Origin of the sequence: Nocardia sp. NPDC050793, assembly GCF_040654065.1 — a bacterium.
Lineage (GTDB): Bacteria > Actinomycetota > Actinomycetes > Mycobacteriales > Mycobacteriaceae > Nocardia.
Window position 1 is genome coordinate 55,235 of the sequence record NZ_JBFAHG010000017.1, and the last position, 22,580, is coordinate 77,814.

A 22,580-nucleotide genomic window follows, 5' to 3' on the forward strand; every position below is an offset into this window, starting at 1 on the left:
GGAATTTCACACTGACTGCAGGGCGCGCATGAGATCCACGAGTCCGCCGCCCTGGAATGCGCGATCGCGGTTGAGCGAGGTCGCCGAATCGACGAAGATGCGCTTGACGGCGTCGGGATCGCCGATGAATTCGCGCTGCACCGAGAGGAACGCCGCGACCGCGCCGGAGACGTGCGGGGCGGCCATGCTGGTGCCGGTGTTCTCCACATAGATCGCCATGCCGTCGACGCCGTGCTCGAGCGTGCGCTTGACCGGCAGCAACATCTCGCCCGCGGCGGCCGAGGCGATCCGTTCGCCGGGCGCGACGAGATCGGGTTTGCATCGCCCGTCCGCGGTCGGTCCGCGCGACGAGAAATACGAGATGCCATAGGAATGCGGCGCGTCCTTGTGCGTGGAACCGACGGTGATGGCGCGTTCGGCGTTGCCGGGGTCGTTGATGGTCATCGCCGCGCTGAACTTCTTCACGTCCGACATCTTCGGAGCGAGCGTGATGTAGGCGGAGTTGCCGGAGGCCACCACCACGACGACGCCCGAGCGCACGAGCTTGTCCACCTCGAGGCACAGCGGGCTGCGTCCGCAGCCGAACCATTCCGGGTCGAATTCGTAGCCGAGGCTGAGGTTCACGCCGTGGATGCGAGACAGCTTCCCGCTGGCGGCGTTGACCTCACGGACGTAGGCCAGCGCCTCGATCACCCGCGTGGTGCGGGCGACGAGATTGCCGCCGCCGCCGAGCACTTTGAGGCTCACCAGCTTCGTGCGCGGTGCGACGCCCGCGAGGCACTCCGGGCTCTCGACCGGTCTCGGTTTCACGATCGGCAGGCCCGGTTCGGCCACGTTGAACCGGCGCTCCGTGACGAGGATCTGGTCGGGTTTGCCGTCCCAGAGCCGGAGTCCGCCCGCGATGATGCCCGCGACGTGGGTGCCGTGCCCGCTCTCGTCGTGCAGCGCGTCGCCGCCGGGATCGGTGAAATCCTTGTGCAGGTCCCGCACCGCCGGATCGTCGAGCGTGTGGAAGCCCTGAAAGTGCGGGTGATCGCCCTGGATGCCGGAATCGATGACGGCCCAGACGATTCCGTCGCCGAAGCTGTTGAAGGATCGCTGCGCGGCGGTGGCCTTGATCGTCCTGGCCGAGGTATCGATCTGCGCGCGGATGTCGAAGTCGGGCCAGATCCGGTAGATCGCGCGGTCGGGCCAGTCGATGCCGACGGCGTCGGCCGCGACCAGCCCTTCGATCTGGGTCGTGGTGAGCTCGCCGACCGCGTACTCGTCGGCGAGCGGCCGCGGCGCGCCGTCGGCGTCCAGGTACTGCCACAGCTGATCGACACGGGCCATCGCCGCCCGCGACCCGCTGCGGAAGCGCAGGTTCAGTTCGATCATGACGGGGATCCGCTGCCGCGAACGTTCGGGGCGTCCGTCGCCGGTGGCGAACTGTTCGCGCAACGGCGGCGTGAGCACCCCCGCGATGAGCAGGTCGGAGCTCGGCTCGGTCACGCCGAGCTCGCGTTCGGGCACGTCGCGCGACCGTGCGCAGGCGGCGGGGAACGCCTCCTGTCCCGCCGCGGTCAGGCGCATGGCGTCGACGAGCCCCCGCGCGGCGAGCTCGTTCAGCGCTTCGGTGACCCGGTGGTGCCAGGCGGGCTTGTCGGCCTCGTACAGCCGCGCCCGCGCGTCGAATCGCGACGCGAACCGGGCGGCGACCATCGTCAGCACCGCTTGCTCGCTGAGCTTCACATACAGCGAGGAGAGCTCGCCGAGGGCGCAGAGCACACGATCGGTCCAGAGCGAGTCGTCGCTCATGACGCGCCGCAGCGGCCGGGGAAACGCATATCCTCTTTATCCACCCGGCGGCTGTTGCCGTCATGAGTAGTGCACTACTTCTCTTGCCTGCGTGCCGGGCGGTGCGGACGCGTACCCGCCCGTAGCGGGCGTATTTCGAGGTGTGGTGATGGGTGATGCCGCCGCGCGGTAGCGACGTGGCGCGACGCGTAGAGGTGGCGTCGCCGGTCAGCCGTGCCTCGGTGCGCTGGTAAGGATGGCTTCGAGGACTACCTCAGGGCAGCTGGGGTCTGGCCAGGCCGATGCTGCCCGCGAGGTCAGCCAGGATGGCGTCGAAGAGCGCGTCCGGATCGGTGACGGGCATCGGGTAGTTGTCGAACACCTCGAGGGTGACGTGCCCGTACAGCCGCGCCCACAGCGTCATCATCAGATAGGCCACTCCGAGATCGAGTTTCTCGGCGGGGAACTTCTGACCCGATTCGGCGAGCATCGCGAGCAGTTCGGTCTGGAACTCGATCAGATCCTCGCGCAGCGCGCCGGGGATGGTGTCGGTCGACGGGGTCACCAGGTCGTAGGTGGTGAGCAGCCTGCCGGCCGCGCCGAGGAAGACGCGGCCGAACGGTTCGTCGAATTGCCGCATCCCGCCGGGGTTCTCGCCGTTCGGCGAGGCGAAAACCAGGGTGAATTCGTGCGGGTGGGTGAGGGCCCAGCGCCGAAAGCCCTTGCAGATGGCGAACAACTGCACCACGCCGTCGTCGGGGAGTTCGGCCACCTGCCCGGCGAGATCGTCGGCCAGGTCGACGCAGATGTCCCGGCGCAGCGCCGCGACCAGGTCCTCGCGCGATGCGTAGTAGCGATACAGCGCGGGCGCGGTGATGCCGAGATCGCGCGCGATGGCGCGCAGGGTCAGCGCCTCGGGGCCGTGTCCGGCCAGCACCGTCCTGGCCACTCGCCGGATGTCCGCGTCGTTCACCGCGGGCATCCGGCCCCGTCGTGCGGGTTGTGTCATTCGTATGCGACCTGCCAGCTCTTGATGCCGTTCAACCAGCCCGAGCGTAGCCGCACCGGCTCGGAAGTCTCCCGCAGGTTCGGCATCACGTCGGCGATGGCGTTGAAGATCAGGTCGAGTTGCAGCCGCGCCAGGTTCGCGCCGACGCAGAAGTGCGTGCCGGTGCCGCCGAAACCCACGTGCGGGTTGGGGTTTCGGGTGACGTCGAATTCGAACGGCTTGGTGAAGTGCTCCTCGTCGAAGTTGGCCGAGGCGTAGAAGAGGCCGACGCGCTGGCCCTCCCGCACGGCCTGGCCGCCGATCTCGGTGTCCCGCAACGCCGTGCGCTGGAAGGCGATCACCGGCGTCGCCCACCGGACGATCTCGTCGGGCGCGGTGCGCGGCCGCTCCGCCTTGTACAGCTCCCACTGCTCGGGGAAGTCGATGAACGCCTTCATGCCGTGGGTGGTGGCGTTGCGGGTGGTCTCGTTGCCCGCCACCGCCAAAAGGATGACGAACCAGGCGAATTCGTCCGAACCGAGCGCTTCGCCGTCGAGGTCGGCGGTGACCAGCTGGCTGACGATGTCGTCGGCCGGGCACTTGCGGCGCTCCTCGGCGAGATTCCAGGAGTAGCCCATGATCTCCGCGGTGGCCAGCTTGTGGTTGCCGTCGAAATCGGGATCGTCGTAGCCCATCATCTGATTGGACCAGTCGAACAGCTTGCCGCGGTCGGACTGCGGCACGCCGAGCAGCTCGGCGATGGCTTGCAACGGCAGCTCGCAGGCCACCTGCTGGACGAAGTCGCCGCCGCCGGTCTTCTTGGCCTCGTGGACGATTCGCTCGGCGCGCTCGTGCAGCGCGTCGCGCAGGCTCTGCACGGCGCGGGGCGTGAAGCCGCGCGAGATGATCCGGCGCAGCTTGTCGTGGATGGGCGGATCGGTGTTGACCAGCATGGCGCGCTGGATGTCGATCTCGTCGCGGGTGATGTCGCCGTTGAAGCGGATCACCGCGGTGTTGGCGTTGGTGGAGAAGACCTCGGAGTTCTTGGAGATCTCCTTGATGTGGTCGAGCTTGCTGACCACCCAGTACCCGCCGTCGTCGAAGCCGCTGACGCCCTTGGGCTGGTCGACCCACCAGACCGGAGCGGTCCGGCGAAGCTCGGCCCACTCCTCGACGGGGAGGCGGGTGGCGAGCAGGTCGGGATCGGTGAAGTCGAAATCGTGTGAGATGGACGGCGCGGACACGGGTACCTCCTTTGGAACACGTTCCACTGGAGTGAACCACACCACACCGAATTTGTGAACACCATTTAGTAAATCGGTTTCACCGAGTCTCGGTCCGAAGGCGGCCCCGCGAGGATCGCCGTGACGACGTCCACGAGCTCGGTCATCACCTGCTCGGGGCTGAGCTGGACGCCGGAGATCGCGAGCAGGTCCTGGGTCTGGTGCACGTCGCCGAGCACCTGGAAGGTCAACGTCATCGCCTGGGCGAGGCGGAAGCGGAGGGTCGGGCGTGGCAGGTCGGGGAAGGCGCGGCCGAGCAGGGTCATGAAGCGGACGGCCTGGTCGGAGAATCCCTCGGCGACAGTCGACAGCGCCGAATGGCCGCTGCCGAGGATGCCTGCGATGAACTTGACCCAGGATCCGCCCTCGCCGGTCGCCATCTCCCACACGGGCAGCACGAACGCCTCGGCCAAGCCGCGGGCGGTGACCGCGCCCGAGTGCTCGACGTCGTCGAGCAGGGCGGCGCGCCGGGCCGCGACCGCATCGCTTCGCTGCTTGATCAACGCCTCGATCAGGGCTTCCTTGGAGCCGAAGTGGTAGTGCACCGCGGCGACGTTCGCGCCCGCGGCGGTCATCACCGCGCGCAGCGACACCGCGTCGATGCCGCGTTCGGCGAACAGTCGCTCGGCGGCCAGTATCAGGCGCCGGTCGGTCGGCATGGCTAGTTCTTCTTCGCTGATCCGGAGCTCGGCACGGTCCGCTGCGCTGGTCACCTGCTGCATTGTAATCACCGTTCGCCCAGCGTAAACGCAATCTCTATCAACTGATGCAATCACTTGATAGAGTGCGGGTCGTGACCACATCGACCGTTCCCGCCCACGACCTCGCGGCACTGACCAGCCTGGTGACGGGCGATCCGTCCGACACCGTTCCGGTGGCGGAGGTCTTCACCGGAACCGTCGTTGCGGACCTGCCGCAGTCCTCGCCCGCCCACGTCGCCGCGGCGTTCGCCCGCGCCCGCGCCGCCCAGGCCGAATGGGCGGGCCTGCCGGTGCGGCGTCGCCTCGCAGTCTTCGAGCGCTTCCACCGCCTGGTCCTGGAGAACCACCGGACGATCACCGACCTGATCCAGATCGAGACGGGCAAGGCGCGCCGGATGGCCTTCGAGGAGCTGTGCGATATCCCGATGGTCATCAGCCACTACCTGAAGCGCGCGCCGCGACTGCTGCGATCGGTACGGCATCCCGGCGCCATCCCGCTGGTCAGCTCGTCGACCGAGATTCGAAAGCCGCGCGGCGTCGTCGGCGTCATCGCGCCGTGGAACTTCCCGTTCGCCATCGGCTACTGCGACGCCATCCCGGCGCTGATGGCCGGGAACGGGATCGTGCTCAAGCCCGACAACCGAACCCCGCTCAGCCCGGCGTTCGGGCTTCGGCTGCTGCTCGAAGCCGGGCTGCCCGAGGGGCTGGTTCAGCTGGTCTGCGGCGAAGGGCCGGTGGTGGGGCCCGCCGTGGTGGACGGCGCCGATTTCGTGATGTTCACCGGCTCCGAGACGACCGGGCGGCTGGTGGCGAGGCAGGCGGGGGAGCGTCTCGTCGAATCGTGTCTGGAACTGGGCGGCAAGAATCCGATGATCGTGCTGGCCGACGCGGACGTGCCCGCGGCGGTGCACAGCGCGATCAACGGGGTCTTCGCCAACACCGGTCAGCTGTGTTTGCACATCGAGCGGATCTACGTCCACGAGTCGGTGTATCCCGCGTTCCGCGACGAGTTCACCGCCCGCGTCGCGGCGCTGCGAGTCGGGCCGGGCTACGACTTCGATGCCGACATGGGCGCCGTGATCTCGGCCGATCAGTGCGCGCGCGTGGCGCAGCAGGTCGAGCAGGCCAGGGCGGCCGGTGCGCGGGTGCTCACCGGCGGCCGGGCGCTGCAGGAACTGGGGCCGACCTTCTACGCGCCGACGGTGCTGGAGGGTGTCACCGCGGCGATGGACGTCTTCGGTGCGGAGACCTTCGGTCCCGTCGTCGCGCTGTACCCCTTCGCGACCGTCGACGAGGCGGTCGAGCTCGGGAACGACACGCGCTACGGCCTCAGTGCGAGTGTGTGGGGGCGCGACTTGTCCGCGGCACGTGCGGTCGGTGCGCGCCTCGCCGCCGGACACGTGAACGTCAACGACTGCGCCGCGCTCGCCTACGCCGGAAAGAGCGCGCCCTCGGGCGGTTTCAAGGCGTCGGGGATGGGCGTGCGCAACGGGGATCAGGGACTGTTGAAGTTCACCGAATCGACCAATGTGGCCACCTTGAAGCGGCAGGTGCTCGGACCGCGGCCGGGTCAGCCGTACGACGCCTACCTCGATCGCACCCTCACGACCCTTTCGCTGCTGCGCCGCTTCCGCATCCGCTGATATCCAGCGCCTTGTGGTCAGCGAAACCGGCTGAGTGTCAGCCGGTTTCGTCGCTTCTTCGTCAGTGACCGAGCCGGTCGGCCGCCAGTTCGCGCACGGCCTTCTTGTCGGGCTTGCCCAGGCCGGTGAGCGGCAGCTCGTCGATGACGAGGACGTGCTTGGGTACCTGGACCGAACCCTTGCGTTGCCGCACGCTCTCCTGGATCTCGGCGATCACCGTCTCGACGGCGGTCGAATCGTCTTGCGCGGCAGGGTCGAGCACGATGACGGCGGTGACCGCCTCGCCCCAGCGCGGGTCGGGCACGCCGACGACCGCGACGTGCGAGATCGAGGGGTGTTCGGCGACCACGTCTTCGACTTCGCGCGGAAAGACGTTGAAACCGCCGGTGACCACCATGTCCTTGCTGCGCCCGACGATGTGCAGGAAGCCGTCCTCGTCCTGGCGGGCGAGATCACCGGTGCGCAGCCAGCCGTCGCGGAAGGTCTCTGCGGTCGCCTCGGGCTTGTTCAGGTAGCCGGCGGCGACCAGCGGTCCGGAGACGCAGATCTCGCCGACTTCACCGGGCGCGACCACCTTGTCGTCGCCGTCGAGCAGCGCGACGCGCAGCGCGGCCGATGGGCGTCCGCAGGAGGTGAGGCGTTGCGAATCGTGTTCGCGCTTACCGAGATAGCTGATCGCCATCGGTGCTTCGGACTGACCGAAGTACTGCGCGAAGATCGGCCCGAAGCGCTCGATCGCCTGCGTCAACCGGGTCGGATCGATGGCCGAGGCGCCGTAGTACACCGTCTCCAGCGACGACAGGTCGCGGGTCGCGAGATCCGGGTGGTCGAGCAGCGCGTAGAGCATCGACGGCACCAGCATGGTCGCGGTGATCCGGTGCTCCTCGATGGCGCGCAGCACCTCGCCCGGTTCGAACCGGGGGAGCACGACGCACTGCCCACCGAGCAGGACAACGGGCAGGAAGAAGGCGGCGCCCGCGTGCGAAAGCGGTGTGCAGATCAGGAATTTCGGTCGTTGCGGCCACTCCCATTCCGACAGCTGGATCTGGGTCATCGTCGCCATGGTGAGCGCGGAGCCGATGACGCCCTTGGGCTTTCCGGTGGTGCCGCCGGTGTAGCTGATCGAGATCACCGCGTCCGGCGGCAGGTCGGTGGCCTCGATCGGTTCCGGATCGACCGCCGCGGCGGCCGCCGTCAGATCGATGCCGACGTCGGCCAGCTCCGGCGGCACCGCGCCGAGCACCAGAACGCGATTCAGTTGTGGCACCTTGTCGATCAGTTCGCGTGCCCGCTGCACGAAAGCGGGTACCGGGTCGAGCACCAAAGTGGTGATGCCCGCGTCGTCCAGCATGTAGGCGTGGTCGTCCAGTCCGCCCATCGGATGCAGCGCGGTGCGCCGATAGCCGCGGACTTGCCCCGCGGCGATGGTGAAGAGCACCTCGGGCCGATTGAGAGCCAGCACGCCAACGGGCGTTCCGGTGTCGACGCCGTTGGCCGCGAACGCTGCCGCGTAGCGGCCGATCGCGTCGAGCACATCGGCGCCGGTGAGGACGGTGTCGCCGAGGGTCAGCACCGGATCGTGCCGGTGCCTGCGGAGCCCGGCCACCAGGCTGTGACCGTTGTGTACCGGCAGTCGCAGGTGCGTGTCGGGATCGATTGTCGTCATGGGTGTTTCAGCTCCGAGGCTCGTCGTTGACCATTGTCTGTCGTGGACTCATGCCGGTCCGGCGTAGAGGGTAACGACGCAGGCGCCGCCGAGACCGAGGTTGTGCGCCAAGGCGATCCGCGCGTCCGGTACTTGCCGCTCGGCGGCGAGTCCGCGCAGCTGCCAGGAGAGTTCGGCCGTCTGCGCCAGCCCGGTGGCGCCGAGCGGATGTCCCTTGGAGATGAGTCCGCCGGACGGGTTGACCACCCAGTCGCCGCCGTAGGTGGTGGCGCCGGATTCCACCAGCGGGCCCGATTCGCCCTCCCCGCACAGGCCGAACGCCTCGTAGGTGATGAGTTCGTTGATCGAGAAGCAGTCGTGCAATTCGATCACGTCCACTTCGCCGATGGTGATCCCCGCGGTGCCGAGAGCGCGCCGGGACGCGGTGCGGGTCATCGGAGCTCCGACGACATCGATCATCGACGCGGTGGAGAACGCGGTCTCGCCGTCGGTGACCAATTCCTGCGCGAGGATCTCCACGGCCTGCGCCGCGAGCCCGTGCTCGCGCACCACGTCCTCGCTCACGAGCACGGCCGCCGCCGCGCCGTCCGACATGGGCGAGCACTGCGAGCGGGTCAGCGGGCCGTGCACGGGCGCGTCGCCGAGGACCTGCTCCAACGTGTAGGCATTCTGGAACTGCGCCAAAGGATTACGCGTCGAGTGTGCGTGATTCTTCACCGCGACGGCGGCCAATTGCTCGGGCGTCGTGCCGTAGCGCTTGCTGTGCTCGAGCGCGGCGTTGCCGAAGAACTGCGTGGTCATCGGCGCGCGGCCGAAGTCGTACTGCGCGGCCATGACTCGCAGGTGCGCGTCGACGGTGGTGGTCTTCGGCGGTGTCGCGGGCCCGGCCATCGCCTCCTTGGTCATCTGCTCGAACCCGACGGCGAGCGCCACGTCCGTGAGGCCCGCGCCGACCCATTCGCGCGCCAGCATGAGCGCGGTGGAGCCGGTGGCACAGTTGTTGTTGACATTGACCACCGGAATGCCGGTCATGCCGACGTCGTACAGGGCGCGCTGCCCCGCCGCGGAGGGCTGGAACACGTAGCCGACGGCCGCACGCTGGACCCGCTCGTAACCGAGGCCCGCGTCGCCGAGCGCGTCGCGCACCGCCGCGCCGACCATCTCCGGATAGGTCCACGCCTTGGACCCGATTTTGACGAATGGCGTCATGCCGACGCCGACGACGAACACCCGCCGCATTTTCGCACTCCTGTCTCGGTTCATCGCCGCTCTCGCAGAGGTTTCGAACGCCTCGCACGGGTCGTGGCCGCTGCGAGGCGTGCGGGAGGTCTGCGCGGAATCCGGTTCACGTGGTCGGCCTTTCGGCTCCGACGACCCAGAGGGCGTGGAATTGGGAGGCGCCGCCCATGGCGTGGCCGATGGCCAGCCGGGCGTCGGGGACCTGGTGCTCGCCGGCCAGGCCGCGGACCTGGAGGGCGGCCTCGAGGAAGCGGATCAGGCCGGTCGCTCCGGTGGGGTTGCCGGACAGCACACCGCCGGACGGGTTGATCGGCAGTGACCCGCCGAACCGGGTGGTGCCGTCGTCGACGAGTTTCCAGCCTTGGTGCAGCGGGGCGAGGCCGATGTTCTCCAGCCACATCGGTTCGTACCAGCTGTACGGGATGTACAGCTCGGCGACGTCGACTTCGCTTGCGGGGTCGGTGATTCCGGCCTGCCGGTAGGCGTCGGCGGCACACTCGGCGCCCGCGCGCGGATTGACCTCGTCGCGTCCGGCGAAGTGTCCGGTCTCGGTACGGAACGCCATGCCGTGGATCCACGCGGGCGGTCGGGCCGGATTCCCGATGTCCGATCCCGCGGACAGCACGATCGCGGCGGCGCCGTCGGAGGAGGGACACGACTCCAGGTAGCGGATCGGGTCCCACAGCATGCGGGACTCCTTGACCTTCCGCACCGTGATGTCGGGCATATGCACGTGCGCATACGGGTTGCGAATCGCGTTGAGCCAGTGATTGACCGCAACCTGCCAGCCGATGTGCTCCGGCGCCCCGGACCTGCGGATGTACTCGCGGATGACGGGCGCGAAATGACCGCCCGCGCCCGCGCCGAGTTTGGCGCTGAACGGAAGTCCACGCGACAGCGCCCAGGTGAAATTGCCTTCGGACTCTTTGGAATACGCCGCGACCAGCACGCGCCTCGCCAACCCCGCCTCGATCAGGTGCGCGCCGTAGATGGCCGCGTGCCCGCCGACGCTGCCGCCGGTGAAGACCCTGGTCACGGGGAGCCCGCGGGCGCCGAGCGCGTCGGCGAGATAGAGCTCCGGGTTCATCACCCCGTCGAACAGGTCCGGTGTCTTGGACAGCACGACGGCGTCGACATCGCCCAGTTCGAGCTCGGCGTCGGCCATCGCGGCGGCGACCGCTTCGCGCACCAGCGCGCCGATGGTCACCTCGCGGCGCTTGGCCTGCTTGCCCTGACCGATGCCGATGACGGCGACGGGTTCACTCATGCCGGGTCTCCTTCCAGCAGGCAGACCAGATTCTGCTGTAGCGCTTGGCCGTTCGTGGCATGCGCGAGCGAGCGCCGCGCCCGCCCCGAGTGAATGCCCTTGGCGGCCTCGGCGATTCGGATCAGGCCCGTCGCGGTGGTCGGCCTGCCCGCCAGTGGCCCGCCCGACGGATTGATCGCCGTCGCCGCGCCGAGGCCGAGCTCGCGGACCAGCAGGGGTTCCTGCGCGGAGTATTCGACGTGCAGCTCGGCGATCTCGACCCGGCTTGCGTCGAAGCCCGCTGCCGCGGCCGCGCGGACGGCCGCGAGTCCCGCCGAGGGGGCCCTGGTCAGATCGCGCGATCCCGGATAGTGCCCGTCCATCCGGTGGTCGATGCCGCGCACCCAGGCCGGACGTTCGCACAGCGACCTGGCCACGTCACCGGCGGCGAGCACGACCACGGCCGCCGCGTCGCCGACCGGCGACACGTCGTGGCCGCGCAGCGGCGCCGCGACATAAGGTTCGGCGAGCAGCTCGTCGATCTCGTAGTCGCCCGAGACCTGGGCGTGCGGGTTCTTCGTGGCAGCGGCCAGGCTGCGCGCGACGATCCGTGCCATCTCGCGTTCGGCCGTCAGCTCGGACAGGAGCAGCGCGCGGGCCTGGATGCCCGCGATCGCGTCGCGGTGCGGTCGCAGCGGCGTCAGGTAGTACGGATCCAGCTGGGTCGGCACGACCTGGTCGAGATCGCGCGGCAGGGAACCGCGGCCGATCCCGTACACCAGGGCGATATCGCCGTGCCCGAGCTGAAGCCACGCCCACGCCTCGTAGAACGCCCACGCCGCGTCCATCTCCACGTGCGACTCCACGATCGGCGGCCAGGCGCCGACGGCGTCGAGCGAGTCGATGTAGGCGAAGGTGCGTCCCTCGTGGAAGTCGTGACTGCCGGAGCACACGAAATCGACCCGGTCGCGGTCGAGCGGGATGCCGGCGAGCGCTTCGCGGATCACCGGAAGCAGGATGCCCGCCATGTCGTCGCGCCTGTTGGCGGCCAGGCACGCGGACTGTGCGGAGCCGACGACGGCGACCTCACGCATGCGGAACCTCCTGGCCGGGCGAGACGGGGCGGTAGTGGCGAATGCTCATCCAGGACGGCTCGAGATCGGCGCCCTCGCGCCAGACCGGTTCGACTTCCATGCCGATGTGGACCTCGGCGATCTCGACTTCGCGGATCAGGTGCATCAGGCGGGTGTCGGCGCCGTGCGGCTGGATGTAGGCCACCACGTAGGGCGGATCGATCTCCTGCCCCGGGAACGGGAAGCTGACGACGCAGAAGGTGGAGACGATACCGCGCCCGTCGAGTTCGGTGGGTTCGCCGAGCTCGACGAGGCAGCGCGCGCAGAATTCCGGCGCGGGCAGGTAGACGTGACGGCACGACGGGCAGGTGGCCGCCAGCAGCCTGCGTTCGGCCAGACCGCGCAGGAACCGTGAGCGCCCGACGCCCGCGACGAACGTGTACTCCATCCGCAGCGGGGTCGGCATCAGCGAAACCGGTTCCGGCAGTGGGCTATTCATCGTCCTCCTCCGGCTCGAAACAGCGCAGGTCGGACAGCGTGCCGTGGCGTTCGTCCGCCCACCGCGCCCGCACCCGCAGGCCCCGCCGGATTCGCGCCGGATCGCCGCAGGCGTCGAGGGCGTGGAAGAACGTGCCCTCGGCGCCGTCGATGGCGATCAGCGCCCAGGCGAAGTCGCCGTCGATCGGATCGCCGGGGCGGCCCCGCACCCAGGTCCACGACTCGACGGCGCCGACCGGGGCCAGCTCGACGAGTTCGCCGAGCTCCCGGCCGGTCACCGGATCGAACTCGGGCGGTGGGCAGATCACCGTGCCGCGCTCGGTCCGCGCGCCGAAGAGACGGCGTTCGCGCAGGCCCGCCAGGAACGTTCCGACGACCGGCCCCACGGTTCGCTCGAACGGGAACTCGATCTCATACGGGGCGCGCAGGCCCTCGTCGACATCAGCGGACATCGGCAGCTCCTTTCACGGCTGGAGTCTGCCTCAATCACTTGATTCAATCAAGTGCTTGAGAGTGTGGGCGCCGCCGCTCAGTGCCGGGCGAGCAGTTCCGCCGCGCCGGAGCAGAGCTCGTCGATCACCTGGGCGGCGGGGGTGACCGCGGTGATCGCGCCGACCCCTTGACCCGCGTCGATCGGTGCGGTCCGCGGATCGTCGGCGGCGACCGCGGCCGCCAGCTCCGCTCGCGCCTGCTCGTCCAGCGCGTCTTCGTGACCCGCCCATCTGGCCGTGAAGTCGTTGCGCAACACGCGCGCCGGGAACCGGGCGGGCCAGGGCAGTCGCATCGCCACATCGAACGCCGTCGTGACGACCGTGTCCGTTCCTTCGGCCGCGATCAGCGCGCGCCGGCCCGCCTCCGGCAGCGACGACTCCGCGCAGGCGGCGAGGCGCGTGCCCAGCCACACGCCGTCGGCGCCCGCGGCGAGCGCGGCGGCGAAACTGGCGGGCGACCCGATGCCGCCCGCGGCCAGGACCGGCGTCGAGACGGCGTCGAGCACCGCGTCCAGCAGCGGCAGCGTCGCCATCTCCATCGCACCGTGCCCGCCGCCCTCGGCGCCACGCGCGACCAGCACGTCGATCCCGGCGTCTGCCGCCCGGCGCGCCTCGGCCGCGTTGTAAACCTGGGTGGCCGTGCGGATTCCGCTGTCGCGCACGCGAGCGATCCAGGACGGATCGCTCCCGAAACTCACCGCGATCAGCGTGGGAGCCGCCGCGATCGCCACGTCGAGCAACTCGGGATCGGCGTCGACGACCCACTTCACGAGGCCGATGCCGAATCGCCCGCCGAGCGACGCCGTGTGCCGGAGTTCCTCGCGCAGCGCCGCCGCCGATCCGGCGCTCCCCATCCCGATCATGCCCAGCCCGCCCGCCGAGGTGACCGCGGCGGCCAACCGACCGCCCGCCACCCCACCCATCGGCGCATTGACCACCGGCACCCGCAAGCCCATCGCCCGCGACCATTCGGTACTCAGGCGCGACGCGACTCGATCATCCGAAGAAAACGATTCCCGTTGCGACGACATCCGCCCATGATGTCAGCGCCTCGTCCGCCCGGTCAGCTCGCGCAGCAGGGTCTCCCGCCCGCACCTACCTCATGAGTCGCGAACCGCAAGGTCGTCGATCCAGACGCGCGCGCCGTTCCGCGCGGCTCGCCGGCTCCCGCAACCGGGCCGGCGATCCGTCGAGGACGGGCTCCAGCGCCTGATGGCAGTACTCGCGCTCACAGCGGGTCGATGTCGAGTGGACGGCGGGTTTGCCACGGTGGTGGGGTGAGCATGGCGGTGAGTTGGGCGTGGGTCAGTTCGGCGCGGAGATCGGGGTCGGTCCGTAGGTGTTCGAGGGTGGAGAACAGTGAGTTCGGGCTGACGCCCCACATGATCGGCGCGAGCTTCCACGGGCCGTCCGGGCTGTCCTCCGGGGGCCGCAGGTGGGTCGGGGTCTTTCCCCGTGTCGGCCGGGTGGTCACCGCGGTGCGCGGGCAGCGGATCGCGATGGTCTCGGTGCCTTTCGCGTCGAATCCGGCCGCGAAATCGACTGCCTCCCAGGGAAACTCCCAATCGAAGTTACGGGTGGTGACGCGAATGGTGTGCGGGGACAAGCAGAGTCGCGCGGTGCGCCGGTATCGGATGCCGAGGCAGGCGAGGACGAGGACCGCGACGAGCAGCGCGATCCCGAAGAACATCGGTTCGAGCGCTCTTTCGAGGACACCGATCCACAGCGCCGCGATCGCCAGCGCCGTGAGTGCGGCGAGCACGGGCGCCACACGGATCGGCAGGTATCGCAGCACGAAGGTGGACGCCTCGTCACCCTGGCGCACCCAGGGTCGATCCTCGATTCTGGTGACGAGATAGATCACCCCGGTCGTGGCCGCCACCAGCAGCAGAAGGCCGCCGACGCGCGCGACGAAGTCGTTGCCGGCCAGCATTCCCACGACGGAGAACGCCGCCGCCCCGACCAGCCCGGCCGAGGACGCCAACAACCATGCGACGGCCCGGGATTCGGGCCAAACCCACCGCCAGAGGTACCCGGGCGGTGAAACGGCAGTACCGGGGACAACAGGTGTGCTCATCGCGTTCCATTCAGGGTCCAGTCGCTCGCGCCGAACCTCGGTGTGCGGCGCCGAACTGAAAAGTAACCGCATTCTCCTGTCGAACCGGTAATCAACACGGCCGGCTTTTCGGAAGCGAAGAACACGCGCACATCGAGGTAGCGGAAGACCGGTCGGTTTCTGGCAAAGTGCATGGGTATGAGCGATCAGGACACCGAACTGATCTACCTCGTAGAGATCTCCCGCCCCGGCCGGACGCAGGAGCTGTGGTGGCGCGTCGGCAACGTGGGCACACCGGCGCAGACGTCGGCGGCGCTCGCCGAACTCGCCAGGCGCGTCTGCCGAGATCTGCTCTCGCCGGAGCCGGGGCGGTGCGACCGCGCGCGGTGCTGCTGGTATCACTGCCGGGTGTCCTGGCCCGACGGAGTCGTGCTCGACGAAACCGAGGGGCGCGTGCAGGCGTTCCTGCTCGCCGTCGAGTTGTGGCGGGTGTCGGCGATCGCGGGGTCGGCCAGGAAAGAGGTCGGCGGGTAGTTTTCGCGGTCGCGCGATTCCCGTACATGCGTTACCGCACCCGACTATCCTTGACGGGTCAGTTTCTCCAACACGGCTCGATACCTGTCCTCTCGGGGTGGCGGACGCCGCCCCCTAGAAGCTAGGGAGAGAACCGCATGGATATTCAGGACATTCACCAGAAATTCGACATGCTGGACATCGACGGCGATGGCTACATCGACCGAGAGGAATTCATCCAGCACTACGGCGACCGGGTGCGGGACATCGACATCCTGATGTCCCGGTTCGACGAAGTCGACATCGACGGCGACGGCAGGATCAGCAGGGATGAATTCCTGACCGCCGCTCGCGCGCCGCTCTGAGCAGACCCGGCGTCGACGGAGCGCCCGCTGCGCGCCGCGAGCGTCGCGATCGAAACCCGCGAGGGCCCCTCTGGCCGAGGGGTCCTCGCGGCATGCCGATAGGAGCTGCGCGGTAGCGGCGCTCAGGGCTCCGCCGATCTATGGTGAAACCCCTTAGCGGAACACTACGGGGGCGGGACCGCGGGGTGGGCGGACGGCGGGGGCCCGCCCGAGTTCGGCCCGATGCCCGGCGTGTGACGGGCGTCAGGTCCAGGGGCCGCGGATCGGCAGACGCTCGGACGGAATGCGCGACTGCAAATAGGACCGGATCTGGTCCACCTGCCGGGGAGAGCCGAAGCCGCGCAACTGAACTCGCACCGTGGTCGCCGCGGTGTCGTTGTAGCTGACGATCAGCGACGCGGTGTGGGTGAGGTAATTCGCCGGTCGGCGCACATACGTCGGCGGCTCGGTGATCTGGTAGTACCACACGAACTGCTTGGACCGCCGGAACACACCCGCGCTCACATCCATGCCGTAGTCGTACAACTGGGCGGTGTACATGCGGGTCCGGATGTAGATCGTGATCGGCGACAGCGCCACGTTCAGCAGCAGCGCCAGAACGATCAGCACCAGCGGATACGCCATCTCGAGACCGGCGCCAGTGGTGTCCAGGAGCCGAACCGCGACGAACGCGAGCAGTACGCCCGCGATCGAGCCGAGCGGAAGGATGTGCCGCGCTTTGAGCCGCAGGCTGTGCACGAGATTGCCGCGGTCGGCGACGTAGGACTGCTCGATCATCTTCCGCACCGGCGGCACCGCGGTGGCCCGCTCGCACTGCGCCAGCCGCGCCGCCGCGTCCGCGTAATCGTTGACCGCGAGCACCTGCCGGTAATGGACGGCCGCGGCGCGCAGGTCGCCCTCGTCCTGCGACAGGCGGCCCAATTGATAGTGCGCGCCATAGTGATCGGCGTGCGCGCCGGCGATGCGCCGGAGATTCTCGCGCGCATGGCCCCGCTCGCCCATGTCGATCTGACACACCGCCAGGGCGTACAGCGCACCGATATCGCCGGGCCGTTCCGCTAGGAGTGCCGTCAACACCGAACTCGCCTCCGCGGCGCGCCCCTCGCGCCGCAACGTCTTCGCATGCTCGTAACGCGGATCCGGCATCGCCATACCCCTTTTCACCGACGGAGCTCGTACCAGCACGTCGTCGGCGACGAGGCGTTCGTTACCGCTCGGCCAAAATCTGAAATGCCTTTGTGTGCAATATTTTTCGTAGGTGACGTGGCAGCGCGGGTGCGCCGGTCACCCGGCGATGCCCAACGCGCGCCACGTCGTGGCGAGAACCTGTCGACGGCGGGCCTGCGGCCACGGCGCGCCCTCGTCGAACGCGCCGACGACGAGGCCGTCCACGACGACGTTCAGCAGATCGGCCGCGTGCTCGAGCTCCGTGACTCCGGCCTCGCGCAACATGTTTCGGAGCCGGGCGTCCCACCAGGCGTTGAACGCGTCCAGTTCCGCGCGCAGGACCGGTTCGGTGGGGGCGGCGACGATCAGCGCGAGCCAGAACCGGTGGGTCGCTTCGTCCGCGGTGAGCACCGCCCAATCGATCAGGGCGCGTACGGCCCTCGCGCCGCGGTGGTTCGCCATGGCGTTCTCGGCCTGCTCGCGACGCGCTTCGATCTCGCGGCGCACCGCGACGCGCAGCATCTCGTCCCGGCCGCCGACGTAGTGCGTCACCACCGAGGTGGACGCGCCGACGCGTTCGGCCACCGAGCGGATGGTCACCGCCGCGAATCCCGAGTCGACGGCGAGGGCGACGACGGCGTCGCCGATGGCGGACAGGCGGGCGGTGCGGTCGACGGTGCGGGGCATGGCCACAGCCTAGCATTTGTGCAACACTTGTTTTACAACGGGCGTTGCATAAAGGAGTTGGCGATGGAACAGACGACGGTCGCGGTCATCGGCGCAGGATTCGCGGGACTGGCCGCGGCACGCGCTTTGCGTGCGCACGGCATCGACGTGCGCGTCCTGGAGGCGGCCGATCGGGTCGGCGGCCGGGCGCAGACCGAGCGTTCGGCGGCGGGCACGCCGGTGGATCTCGGCGGCCAGTGGGTCGGCCACCAGCACGCGCGAATGACCACGCTCGCAAGGGAATTCGGCATGACCCTGTTCCCGACTCCCGAGGTCGGCAAAGCCGTCGTCGTCGACGGCGGGCGACGGCTGCGGATCGGCCCGCTCACCGCAGCGGCGGCGGGGGCGGCGCTGCTGCGGCTGGAGTTGCTGGCGCGCAAGGGCGCAAGCTCCCGCTGGGACGAGGTGACGGTGGCGGACTGGCTGGCCCGGGTTCTCCGCGGACGCGCGCGTCGCCTGGTCGAGGCGGTCCTGCCCGAGGCGACGGCCTGCGACCTCGACCGCATCTCCGTCGGCGCGCTCGCCGTCGGCATTCGCTCGGCGGGCGGGCTGCGGGTCATGCTCGGCACGGCGGGCGGCGCCCAGGAATCGCTGCTCTCGGGCGGGGCGGGCGGGCTGGCCGAGAAGCTGGCCGCCGAGCTGGGCTCCGCCGTCCATCTCGGCCGGCCCGCCACCGCGATCACTCGGTCGGCAGACGGCGTCACCATCGCCACCCCGGCCGGTCCGGTGCGCGCGGCGCGCGCGATCGTCGCCGTGCCCCCGCCCGTCGCGGCCGAGATACGGCACCATCCGCCGCTGCCCTCCGAACGCATGTACGTCCAGGACAACCTCAGGATGGGCACTATCTACAAGGCGATCGCCGTCTACGACAGGCCGTTCTGGCGCGAGCGCGGGCTCAACGGCGAGATCATCGCCCTGGACGGGCCGGTGCCCGCGTCCTTCGACATCTCACCGCCCGGCGGTCCCGGCCACCTGTGCGTGCTGATTCCCGGCGGGGCCGCCGAAGCGCTCGACCGGCTCACCGGCGCCGAGCGGCGCGACACCGTGCTGGCGGCGGTGGCGGGCCAGCTCGGGGACGCCGCGCTGAATCCGCTGAGCTGGCACGAGAAGTCCTGGCACCTCGATCCCTACGTCGGCGGCGGCTACACCGCGATCCCGCGCCCCGGCGCGCTCGACGCGCTCGCCGACGCGGCACGCCCGACCGTCCCGATCCATTGGGCGGGCACCGAAACCGCGTCGAAGTGGAGCGGTTACCTGGAAGGCGCGGTCCTCTCCGGTGAACGCGCCGCCGACGAGGTTCGCGCGGCGTTGCGCTCGACTTGCCTTGGAGTGCACTCCAAGTCGTAGCGTGGGGGCGCAGCCTTGCCGACACACGAGGAGATCACAAGATGGAGCTCGGCTTTCACATACCGATCTTCGACATCGACGGTGGGACCACCGCCATCGCCGGTGAATTGGCCAGGGTGGGCGCCGCGGCGGAAGCGTCGGGCGCGACCTGGCTGTCCTTCATGGATCACTATTTTCAGATCGCGCAGACCGGCCGTCCCGCGGAAGCGAACATGATGGAGGGCTACACCACGCTCGGCTTCCTTGCCGCGCACACCTCGACGATCGACATCGGCCTGCTCGTCACGGGCGTGATGTACCGGCATCCCGGTCTGCTCGCCAAGATCGTCACCACGCTCGACGTGCTGTCGGGCGGACGGGCCGTGCTCGGGCTCGGCGCCGCGTGGTTCGAGCGCGAGCACCACGGGCTCGGCGTGCCGTTCCCTCCGATCGCCGAGCGGTTCGAGCGACTCGAGGAGACCTTGCGCATCTGCGGGCAGATGTGGGATCCGGCGAACAACGGACCGTTCGAGGGCAAGCACTACCAGCTGGCCGAGACACTGTGTTCGCCGCAGCCGATCAACCGCCCCACGGTGATGATCGGTGGCGGCGGCGAGCGTAAGACGCTGCGACTGGTCGCGCAGTACGCCGACGCGTGCAACCTGTTCGGTACGCCCCAGGACGTCGAACACAAGCTCGACGTCTTGCGCAGGCACTGCGACGAGGTCGGTCGCGACTACGACGAGATCCGCAAGACGATCATGGCGAGCAGCCCGCGGCCAACCCTGGACACCCGCGACGAATTCGTCCGCGCGATGGCCGATTACGCCAAGCTCGGCGTGCAGGCCGCCATCGTCGTCCCGACCACCGGATCCCCGGCCGCGTGGATCGATGGTTTCGCGCCTGCCGTTCCGCAACTGGCCGAGCTCGGCTAGGCGTTACCTCCGCCTTCGCTCCGGCCATACGTTTTCTGCGGACGCCCTTGGCCAGCCCTAGTGGTTCGTCTCGCTTCCCGGCGCATCGTCATCGATGCGCCGGGAGCCGAGCTCACCGCTGGATCACGCCGACGGCGCCGGGCTGAAGACGCCGAAATGGTTGCCGGAGGCGTCCAGCAGATCGGCCGACACCAGACCGTCCGGGGCGGTCTCGGGCGGATTCAGCACCTTGCCTCCCAGTGCCTCCGCCGCGGCCACGGTGGCCGCGACATCCTCGACCATGACAAAGAAGGTGGCGTGATTGGCCGCGCTGTCCGGGGTATGCGCGATACCGCCGCTCGGCGCCTCGCTGCCGGGGTAGTGGATCACGTCGTAGCCCTCGTCGTCGCTCCCGTAGGGACGGAAGGACCAGCCGAACAGCTCGCCGTAGAACTTCTTGATCTGCTCGGGTTTGTCGCTGCCGACCTGGAACCAGGTCACCGTGTTGTACGGGGGAGTGGTCATCTATCGTCTCCGAATCTCGGGTCGTTGTCTTGCCCGATCACGATCTCCCGCCGCGGCGACAACCCCCTGTCGGTGTTTTCGAATCGGTTTCAGAGCGCGACGACTCGATGCCCGTCCGGAATGTCCCAGGCCGTGCCGTCGAACGGGCGGTGCGGCGCGGGCAGCTCGGTCGCCGCCGCCGACGCGATCCGATCCAGCCGGAAACAGCGCGGACGGTCGCGCATCCGGCACCAGGCCGCCAGATACCAGCCGTTGGTCCCGCTCAACAACGCGAACGGCTCGACGTCGCGTTCGGTGCGCGCGCCGAACCGGTCGAGATAGCCGATCCGCACCACCCTGCCGACCTCGATGGCCCGTTCGATCACCGCCGTGATCTGGTGATGCTGTTGTGCGTCAACGCGATCCAGCACACGGATGCGCGCCGCGAGATCTCGGGCGGCGACCGCGTTGCGTTCCGGCAGCACCGCGACGATCTTGCGCAACGCGCTGTGGCCCGCTTGCTCGAACGGGCCACCGCGATGGCGGGCCAGAGCGACCGCAAGCGCGACGGTCTCCGCGGGCGTGAAGTTCAACGGCGGCAAGGACATGCTCTTGTCCAGCGCGTACCCGCCGCGCCTGCCGACATCGGCGTAGATGGGAATACCGGCCTGCTGTAGCGCGCAGATGTCGCGTTCGATCGTCCGGACGCTCACCTCGTAGCGCTCGGCCAGCTCGCGCGCGCTGCGCAGGCGCGGCGAGATCGCCCGGAGTTCCTCGACTATCGCGTACAACCGATCCGTCCGGTTCACGCCGCCACCGTAGCGCCGCCCACCGACACATTCGCGTCGCCGACCGAGTGCACCGCGTCAAGCCCACCGCGCCGACGCCGGGTCGACGCCGTTGGCGCGCGCGTTGGCGTCGATGATGTCGCGCAGCCAGGCGCTCAGGCCGGTCGCGATGTCGTCGTAGTGGGCGGCGAACCCGGGATCGGTGGTGAACGTGCGCCCCAGGCAGACGTGCATCGCGTGGGTGCAGTCGAAGTAGACGCCGATCGATGCCCGGTGCCGCTCGGCCAGCGCGTTGGCGCGGTCGCTTCCGGGAAGCACCCCGGCGTGGTGTGCCGTAGCGAGCTCTGCGTCGAGCGCGGCGACATCGTCGGCGATCTGCTGCCACTCCTCGGCGGTCCGGCCTGCGGCGCGTTCGGCGTACTGTGCCCACTGCGCGGTGTCGCCCCACCGATCGCGTGCCTGTCCGGGCCACGACGGCTGCCAGCGGCTGCCGAAGATCGCCAGCTGCTCCTCGTCCGACAGCAGGATGCCGGACGCCCTGGCTTCGATCATGCGGTCCAGCGCGTCGCCCATCTGTTGCAGCTGTTCGACGCGTTCGCGCAGCTGATCGCGCTGCCTGCGCAACGAGGCCATCGCGTCGGCCGACGGGGCGTCCAGCAGATCCGCGATGTCGGTGAGCGGCACACCGAGCTCGCGGTAGACGAGCACCCGATGGATACGGCCGAGGTCCGCCGCGGTGTAGCGCCGGTAACCGGCGTCGGTGCGCTCGGACGGCCGGACGAGACCGATCGAATCCCAGTGGTGCAGGGCTCGGACCGTGACGCCCGCCAGCGCGGCGACGACGCCGACCGTGAGCCCGTCGGCCAGGTCGGCGTCGTCGGCAGGTCGGTGCGTCACACCGACCAGTCTGGCAGTCACGCGGTGCGCGTCCGCGACGGCCATCGTCCTGTCACGCCTCGGGCGCTTCGATTCCGATGGACCGCAGCTGCTCGGCCTCCGGACTGTTCGGATCCCAGGGCCGAGCGGCCGTCATGATCACCCTGGTGTGCTCCGGGGTGTGGATCTCCAGCTCCACCGAGTTCCACGGCATCGATCGCGGTCCGGTCGTGCAGCCGGGCAGCAATTCCGCACAGGCGGAGGCGATCTCGTCGAGCTGGCTCAGCACGCACGAGAAGCTCACGCTCAGTGGCGAATTCACCGGAGCATCCTGGCTCGACACGAGCAGGACGTCTTGGAACGCCCAGCGCCGCAGGTGGGTGAGCCGGCCGGGAATCGAGAACAGATCGAAGAATCCGAGTCCTCGGGTCCAGAAGTCGACGGACGCGCTCAGATCCGGCGTCGGCACCGTGACGAACATGGGCATTCCGTAGATGCCGCGGAACAGTTCCGGCGGCGCGGCGTCCGGGGCGGGGATCGGGACGGGGCTGATGTCGAAGGCGGGGAATGTTTCGGTCATGACGCCATCGTCGAGCCTGACGCAACGTCAGGGTCAAGTCGCGCCGCGATGTCGTGGGGGGGTGGGGGGGGCCGAGAGGGCCCGCGGGGTGGGGGGTTAAAGGTTGGGGGGTCGCCGCCCGTTGGATTTGCTGGTGACGGGATGGGGGGTGGGTGTCGGTT

23 protein-coding genes are annotated in these 22,580 nt (G+C 69.3%); 5 read left to right on the forward strand and 18 right to left on the reverse strand.

What is annotated here, in order from left to right; genetic code table 11:
- Positions 1-6 precede the first annotated feature (6 nt).
- The 4 genes from AB0H50_RS34115 to AB0H50_RS34130 all read right to left on the reverse strand — a co-directional run bounded on the left by AB0H50_RS34115 (position 7) and on the right by AB0H50_RS34130 (position 4,706).
- Complete coding sequence (locus AB0H50_RS34115; RefSeq protein WP_357461025.1) at positions 7-1,797, reverse strand: S8 family peptidase; 1,791 nt, start codon at positions 1,795-1,797, stop codon at positions 7-9.
- 253 nt (positions 1,798-2,050) lie between these two features.
- Entirely contained in the window at positions 2,051-2,785 is a 735-nt protein-coding gene (locus AB0H50_RS34120) for a TetR/AcrR family transcriptional regulator (protein ID WP_357461027.1), read from the reverse strand.
- Positions 2,782-4,008 carry a cytochrome P450 gene (locus AB0H50_RS34125; RefSeq protein ID WP_357461030.1) on the reverse strand — a complete coding sequence of 409 codons (1,227 nt, stop codon included), beginning with the start codon at positions 4,006-4,008 and terminating at the stop codon, positions 2,782-2,784. Before AB0H50_RS34125 ends, AB0H50_RS34120 begins: the two co-directional genes overlap by 4 nt.
- Before the next feature lie 65 nt (positions 4,009-4,073).
- Entirely contained in the window at positions 4,074-4,706 is a 633-nt protein-coding gene (locus tag AB0H50_RS34130) for a TetR/AcrR family transcriptional regulator (RefSeq protein WP_357461080.1), read from the reverse strand.
- Between the two features lie 134 nt (positions 4,707-4,840).
- Here AB0H50_RS34130 and AB0H50_RS34135 point away from each other — a divergent pair, with 134 nt between their 5' ends.
- Positions 4,841-6,391 carry a succinic semialdehyde dehydrogenase gene (locus tag AB0H50_RS34135; RefSeq protein WP_357461033.1) on the forward strand — a complete coding sequence of 517 codons (1,551 nt, stop codon included), beginning with the start codon at positions 4,841-4,843 and terminating at the stop codon, positions 6,389-6,391.
- Positions 6,392-6,452: 61 nt separating this feature from the next.
- On the opposite strand, the gene fadD8 is transcribed toward AB0H50_RS34135, so the two are convergent.
- The 8 genes from fadD8 to AB0H50_RS34175 form a co-directional block, all read right to left on the reverse strand.
- Positions 6,453-8,057, reverse strand: coding sequence for a fatty-acid--CoA ligase FadD8 (fadD8, locus tag AB0H50_RS34140; RefSeq protein ID WP_357461035.1), 1,605 nt, complete (start codon positions 8,055-8,057; stop codon positions 6,453-6,455).
- A gap of 48 nt (positions 8,058-8,105) precedes the next feature.
- Complete coding sequence (locus tag AB0H50_RS34145) at positions 8,106-9,296, reverse strand: Nonspecific lipid-transfer protein (protein ID WP_357461037.1); 1,191 nt, start codon at positions 9,294-9,296, stop codon at positions 8,106-8,108.
- Positions 9,297-9,402: 106 nt separating this feature from the next.
- Complete coding sequence (locus tag AB0H50_RS34150; RefSeq protein ID WP_357461040.1) at positions 9,403-10,563, reverse strand: thiolase domain-containing protein; 1,161 nt, start codon at positions 10,561-10,563, stop codon at positions 9,403-9,405.
- Entirely contained in the window at positions 10,560-11,636 is a 1,077-nt protein-coding gene (locus AB0H50_RS34155) for a lipid-transfer protein (protein ID WP_357461043.1), read from the reverse strand. Before AB0H50_RS34155 ends, AB0H50_RS34150 begins: the two co-directional genes overlap by 4 nt.
- Positions 11,629-12,114, reverse strand: coding sequence for a Zn-ribbon domain-containing OB-fold protein (locus tag AB0H50_RS34160; RefSeq protein ID WP_357461045.1), 486 nt, complete (start codon positions 12,112-12,114; stop codon positions 11,629-11,631). The genes AB0H50_RS34155 and AB0H50_RS34160 overlap by 8 nt, the downstream gene beginning before the upstream one ends.
- Complete coding sequence (locus AB0H50_RS34165; protein WP_357461047.1) at positions 12,107-12,565, reverse strand: OB-fold domain-containing protein; 459 nt, start codon at positions 12,563-12,565, stop codon at positions 12,107-12,109. Before AB0H50_RS34165 ends, AB0H50_RS34160 begins: the two co-directional genes overlap by 8 nt.
- 77 nt (positions 12,566-12,642) lie before the next feature.
- A complete protein-coding gene (locus AB0H50_RS34170) occupies positions 12,643-13,560 on the reverse strand; it encodes a nitronate monooxygenase (RefSeq protein ID WP_357461050.1) in 918 nt (305 codons plus the stop codon).
- Between the two features lie 272 nt (positions 13,561-13,832).
- Positions 13,833-14,681 carry a hypothetical protein gene (locus AB0H50_RS34175; protein WP_357461052.1) on the reverse strand — a complete coding sequence of 283 codons (849 nt, stop codon included), beginning with the start codon at positions 14,679-14,681 and terminating at the stop codon, positions 13,833-13,835.
- Positions 14,682-14,858: 177 nt separating this feature from the next.
- Between AB0H50_RS34175 and AB0H50_RS34180 the strand changes: the two genes are divergently transcribed.
- Together AB0H50_RS34180 and AB0H50_RS34185 are read left to right on the forward strand one after the other, a co-directional pair.
- Positions 14,859-15,194, forward strand: coding sequence for a hypothetical protein (locus tag AB0H50_RS34180; protein WP_357461055.1), 336 nt, complete (start codon positions 14,859-14,861; stop codon positions 15,192-15,194).
- Between the two features lie 137 nt (positions 15,195-15,331).
- Positions 15,332-15,538 (forward strand): EF-hand domain-containing protein, encoded by a 207-nt coding sequence (locus AB0H50_RS34185; RefSeq protein ID WP_357461058.1) that lies wholly within the window; start codon positions 15,332-15,334, stop codon positions 15,536-15,538.
- Between the two features lie 243 nt (positions 15,539-15,781).
- Here the strand turns inward: AB0H50_RS34185 and AB0H50_RS34190 are convergent, their stop codons facing one another.
- Both AB0H50_RS34190 and AB0H50_RS34195 read right to left on the reverse strand, forming a co-directional pair.
- Positions 15,782-16,684: a tetratricopeptide repeat protein gene (locus AB0H50_RS34190; protein ID WP_357461060.1), complete on the reverse strand. Its 903-nt coding sequence runs from the start codon at positions 16,682-16,684 to the stop codon at positions 15,782-15,784.
- 138 nt (positions 16,685-16,822) lie between these two features.
- On the reverse strand, positions 16,823-17,392 hold the full coding sequence (locus AB0H50_RS34195) for a TetR family transcriptional regulator C-terminal domain-containing protein (protein ID WP_357461062.1): 570 nt from the start codon (positions 17,390-17,392) through the stop codon (positions 16,823-16,825).
- A 63-nt stretch (positions 17,393-17,455) separates the two neighbouring features.
- On the opposite strand from AB0H50_RS34195, the gene AB0H50_RS34200 reads away from it, so the two are divergent.
- Both AB0H50_RS34200 and AB0H50_RS34205 read left to right on the forward strand, forming a co-directional pair.
- The gene (locus tag AB0H50_RS34200) at positions 17,456-18,778 is read left to right on the forward strand and encodes an NAD(P)/FAD-dependent oxidoreductase (protein ID WP_357461064.1); all 1,323 of its coding nucleotides are present in this window, start codon (positions 17,456-17,458) and stop codon (positions 18,776-18,778) included.
- Between the two features lie 41 nt (positions 18,779-18,819).
- Positions 18,820-19,692: an LLM class F420-dependent oxidoreductase gene (locus tag AB0H50_RS34205; RefSeq protein WP_357461066.1), complete on the forward strand. Its 873-nt coding sequence runs from the start codon at positions 18,820-18,822 to the stop codon at positions 19,690-19,692.
- Positions 19,693-19,815: 123 nt separating this feature from the next.
- Here AB0H50_RS34205 and AB0H50_RS34210 read toward each other — a convergent pair whose 3' ends face one another.
- From AB0H50_RS34210 to AB0H50_RS34225, 4 genes are all read right to left on the reverse strand, one after another.
- Positions 19,816-20,196, reverse strand: a complete 381-nt coding sequence (locus AB0H50_RS34210; protein WP_357461068.1) for a VOC family protein — start codon at positions 20,194-20,196, stop codon at positions 19,816-19,818.
- Between the two features lie 89 nt (positions 20,197-20,285).
- Positions 20,286-20,984 (reverse strand): YafY family protein, encoded by a 699-nt coding sequence (locus AB0H50_RS34215; protein WP_357461070.1) that lies wholly within the window; start codon positions 20,982-20,984, stop codon positions 20,286-20,288.
- 57 nt (positions 20,985-21,041) lie between these two features.
- Positions 21,042-21,860, reverse strand: a complete 819-nt coding sequence (locus AB0H50_RS34220) for a MerR family transcriptional regulator (protein WP_357461072.1) — start codon at positions 21,858-21,860, stop codon at positions 21,042-21,044.
- A 52-nt stretch (positions 21,861-21,912) separates the two neighbouring features.
- Positions 21,913-22,419 carry a VOC family protein gene (locus AB0H50_RS34225; protein WP_357461075.1) on the reverse strand — a complete coding sequence of 169 codons (507 nt, stop codon included), beginning with the start codon at positions 22,417-22,419 and terminating at the stop codon, positions 21,913-21,915.
- Positions 22,420-22,580: the final 161 nt, after the last annotated feature.

What these genes read in the sequence shown, in the direction of transcription:
- AB0H50_RS34115 (WP_357461025.1), bottom strand. Translation starts at nt 1,797, where the DNA reads ATGAGCGACGACTCGCTCTGGACCGATCGTGTGCTCTGCGCCCTCGGC.
- AB0H50_RS34120 (WP_357461027.1), bottom strand. Translation starts at nt 2,785, where the DNA reads ATGACACAACCCGCACGACGGGGCCGGATGCCCGCGGTGAACGACGCG.
- AB0H50_RS34130 (WP_357461080.1), bottom strand. Translation starts at nt 4,706, where the DNA reads ATGCCGACCGACCGGCGCCTGATACTGGCCGCCGAGCGACTGTTCGCC.
- fadD8 (WP_357461035.1), bottom strand. Translation starts at nt 8,057, where the DNA reads ATGACGACAATCGATCCCGACACGCACCTGCGACTGCCGGTACACAAC.
- AB0H50_RS34145 (WP_357461037.1), bottom strand. Translation starts at nt 9,296, where the DNA reads ATGCGGCGGGTGTTCGTCGTCGGCGTCGGCATGACGCCATTCGTCAAA.
- AB0H50_RS34150 (WP_357461040.1), bottom strand. Translation starts at nt 10,563, where the DNA reads ATGAGTGAACCCGTCGCCGTCATCGGCATCGGTCAGGGCAAGCAGGCC.
- AB0H50_RS34155 (WP_357461043.1), bottom strand. Translation starts at nt 11,636, where the DNA reads ATGCGTGAGGTCGCCGTCGTCGGCTCCGCACAGTCCGCGTGCCTGGCC.
- AB0H50_RS34160 (WP_357461045.1), bottom strand. Translation starts at nt 12,114, where the DNA reads ATGAATAGCCCACTGCCGGAACCGGTTTCGCTGATGCCGACCCCGCTG.
- AB0H50_RS34165 (WP_357461047.1), bottom strand. Translation starts at nt 12,565, where the DNA reads ATGTCCGCTGATGTCGACGAGGGCCTGCGCGCCCCGTATGAGATCGAG.
- AB0H50_RS34170 (WP_357461050.1), bottom strand. Translation starts at nt 13,560, where the DNA reads ATGGGCTTGCGGGTGCCGGTGGTCAATGCGCCGATGGGTGGGGTGGCG.
- AB0H50_RS34175 (WP_357461052.1), bottom strand. Translation starts at nt 14,681, where the DNA reads ATGAGCACACCTGTTGTCCCCGGTACTGCCGTTTCACCGCCCGGGTAC.
- AB0H50_RS34180 (WP_357461055.1), top strand. Translation starts at nt 14,859, where the DNA reads ATGAGCGATCAGGACACCGAACTGATCTACCTCGTAGAGATCTCCCGC.
- AB0H50_RS34185 (WP_357461058.1), top strand. Translation starts at nt 15,332, where the DNA reads ATGGATATTCAGGACATTCACCAGAAATTCGACATGCTGGACATCGAC.
- AB0H50_RS34190 (WP_357461060.1), bottom strand. Translation starts at nt 16,684, where the DNA reads ATGCCGGATCCGCGTTACGAGCATGCGAAGACGTTGCGGCGCGAGGGG.
- AB0H50_RS34195 (WP_357461062.1), bottom strand. Translation starts at nt 17,392, where the DNA reads ATGCCCCGCACCGTCGACCGCACCGCCCGCCTGTCCGCCATCGGCGAC.
- AB0H50_RS34200 (WP_357461064.1), top strand. Translation starts at nt 17,456, where the DNA reads ATGGAACAGACGACGGTCGCGGTCATCGGCGCAGGATTCGCGGGACTG.
- AB0H50_RS34205 (WP_357461066.1), top strand. Translation starts at nt 18,820, where the DNA reads ATGGAGCTCGGCTTTCACATACCGATCTTCGACATCGACGGTGGGACC.
- AB0H50_RS34210 (WP_357461068.1), bottom strand. Translation starts at nt 20,196, where the DNA reads ATGACCACTCCCCCGTACAACACGGTGACCTGGTTCCAGGTCGGCAGC.
- AB0H50_RS34225 (WP_357461075.1), bottom strand. Translation starts at nt 22,419, where the DNA reads ATGACCGAAACATTCCCCGCCTTCGACATCAGCCCCGTCCCGATCCCC.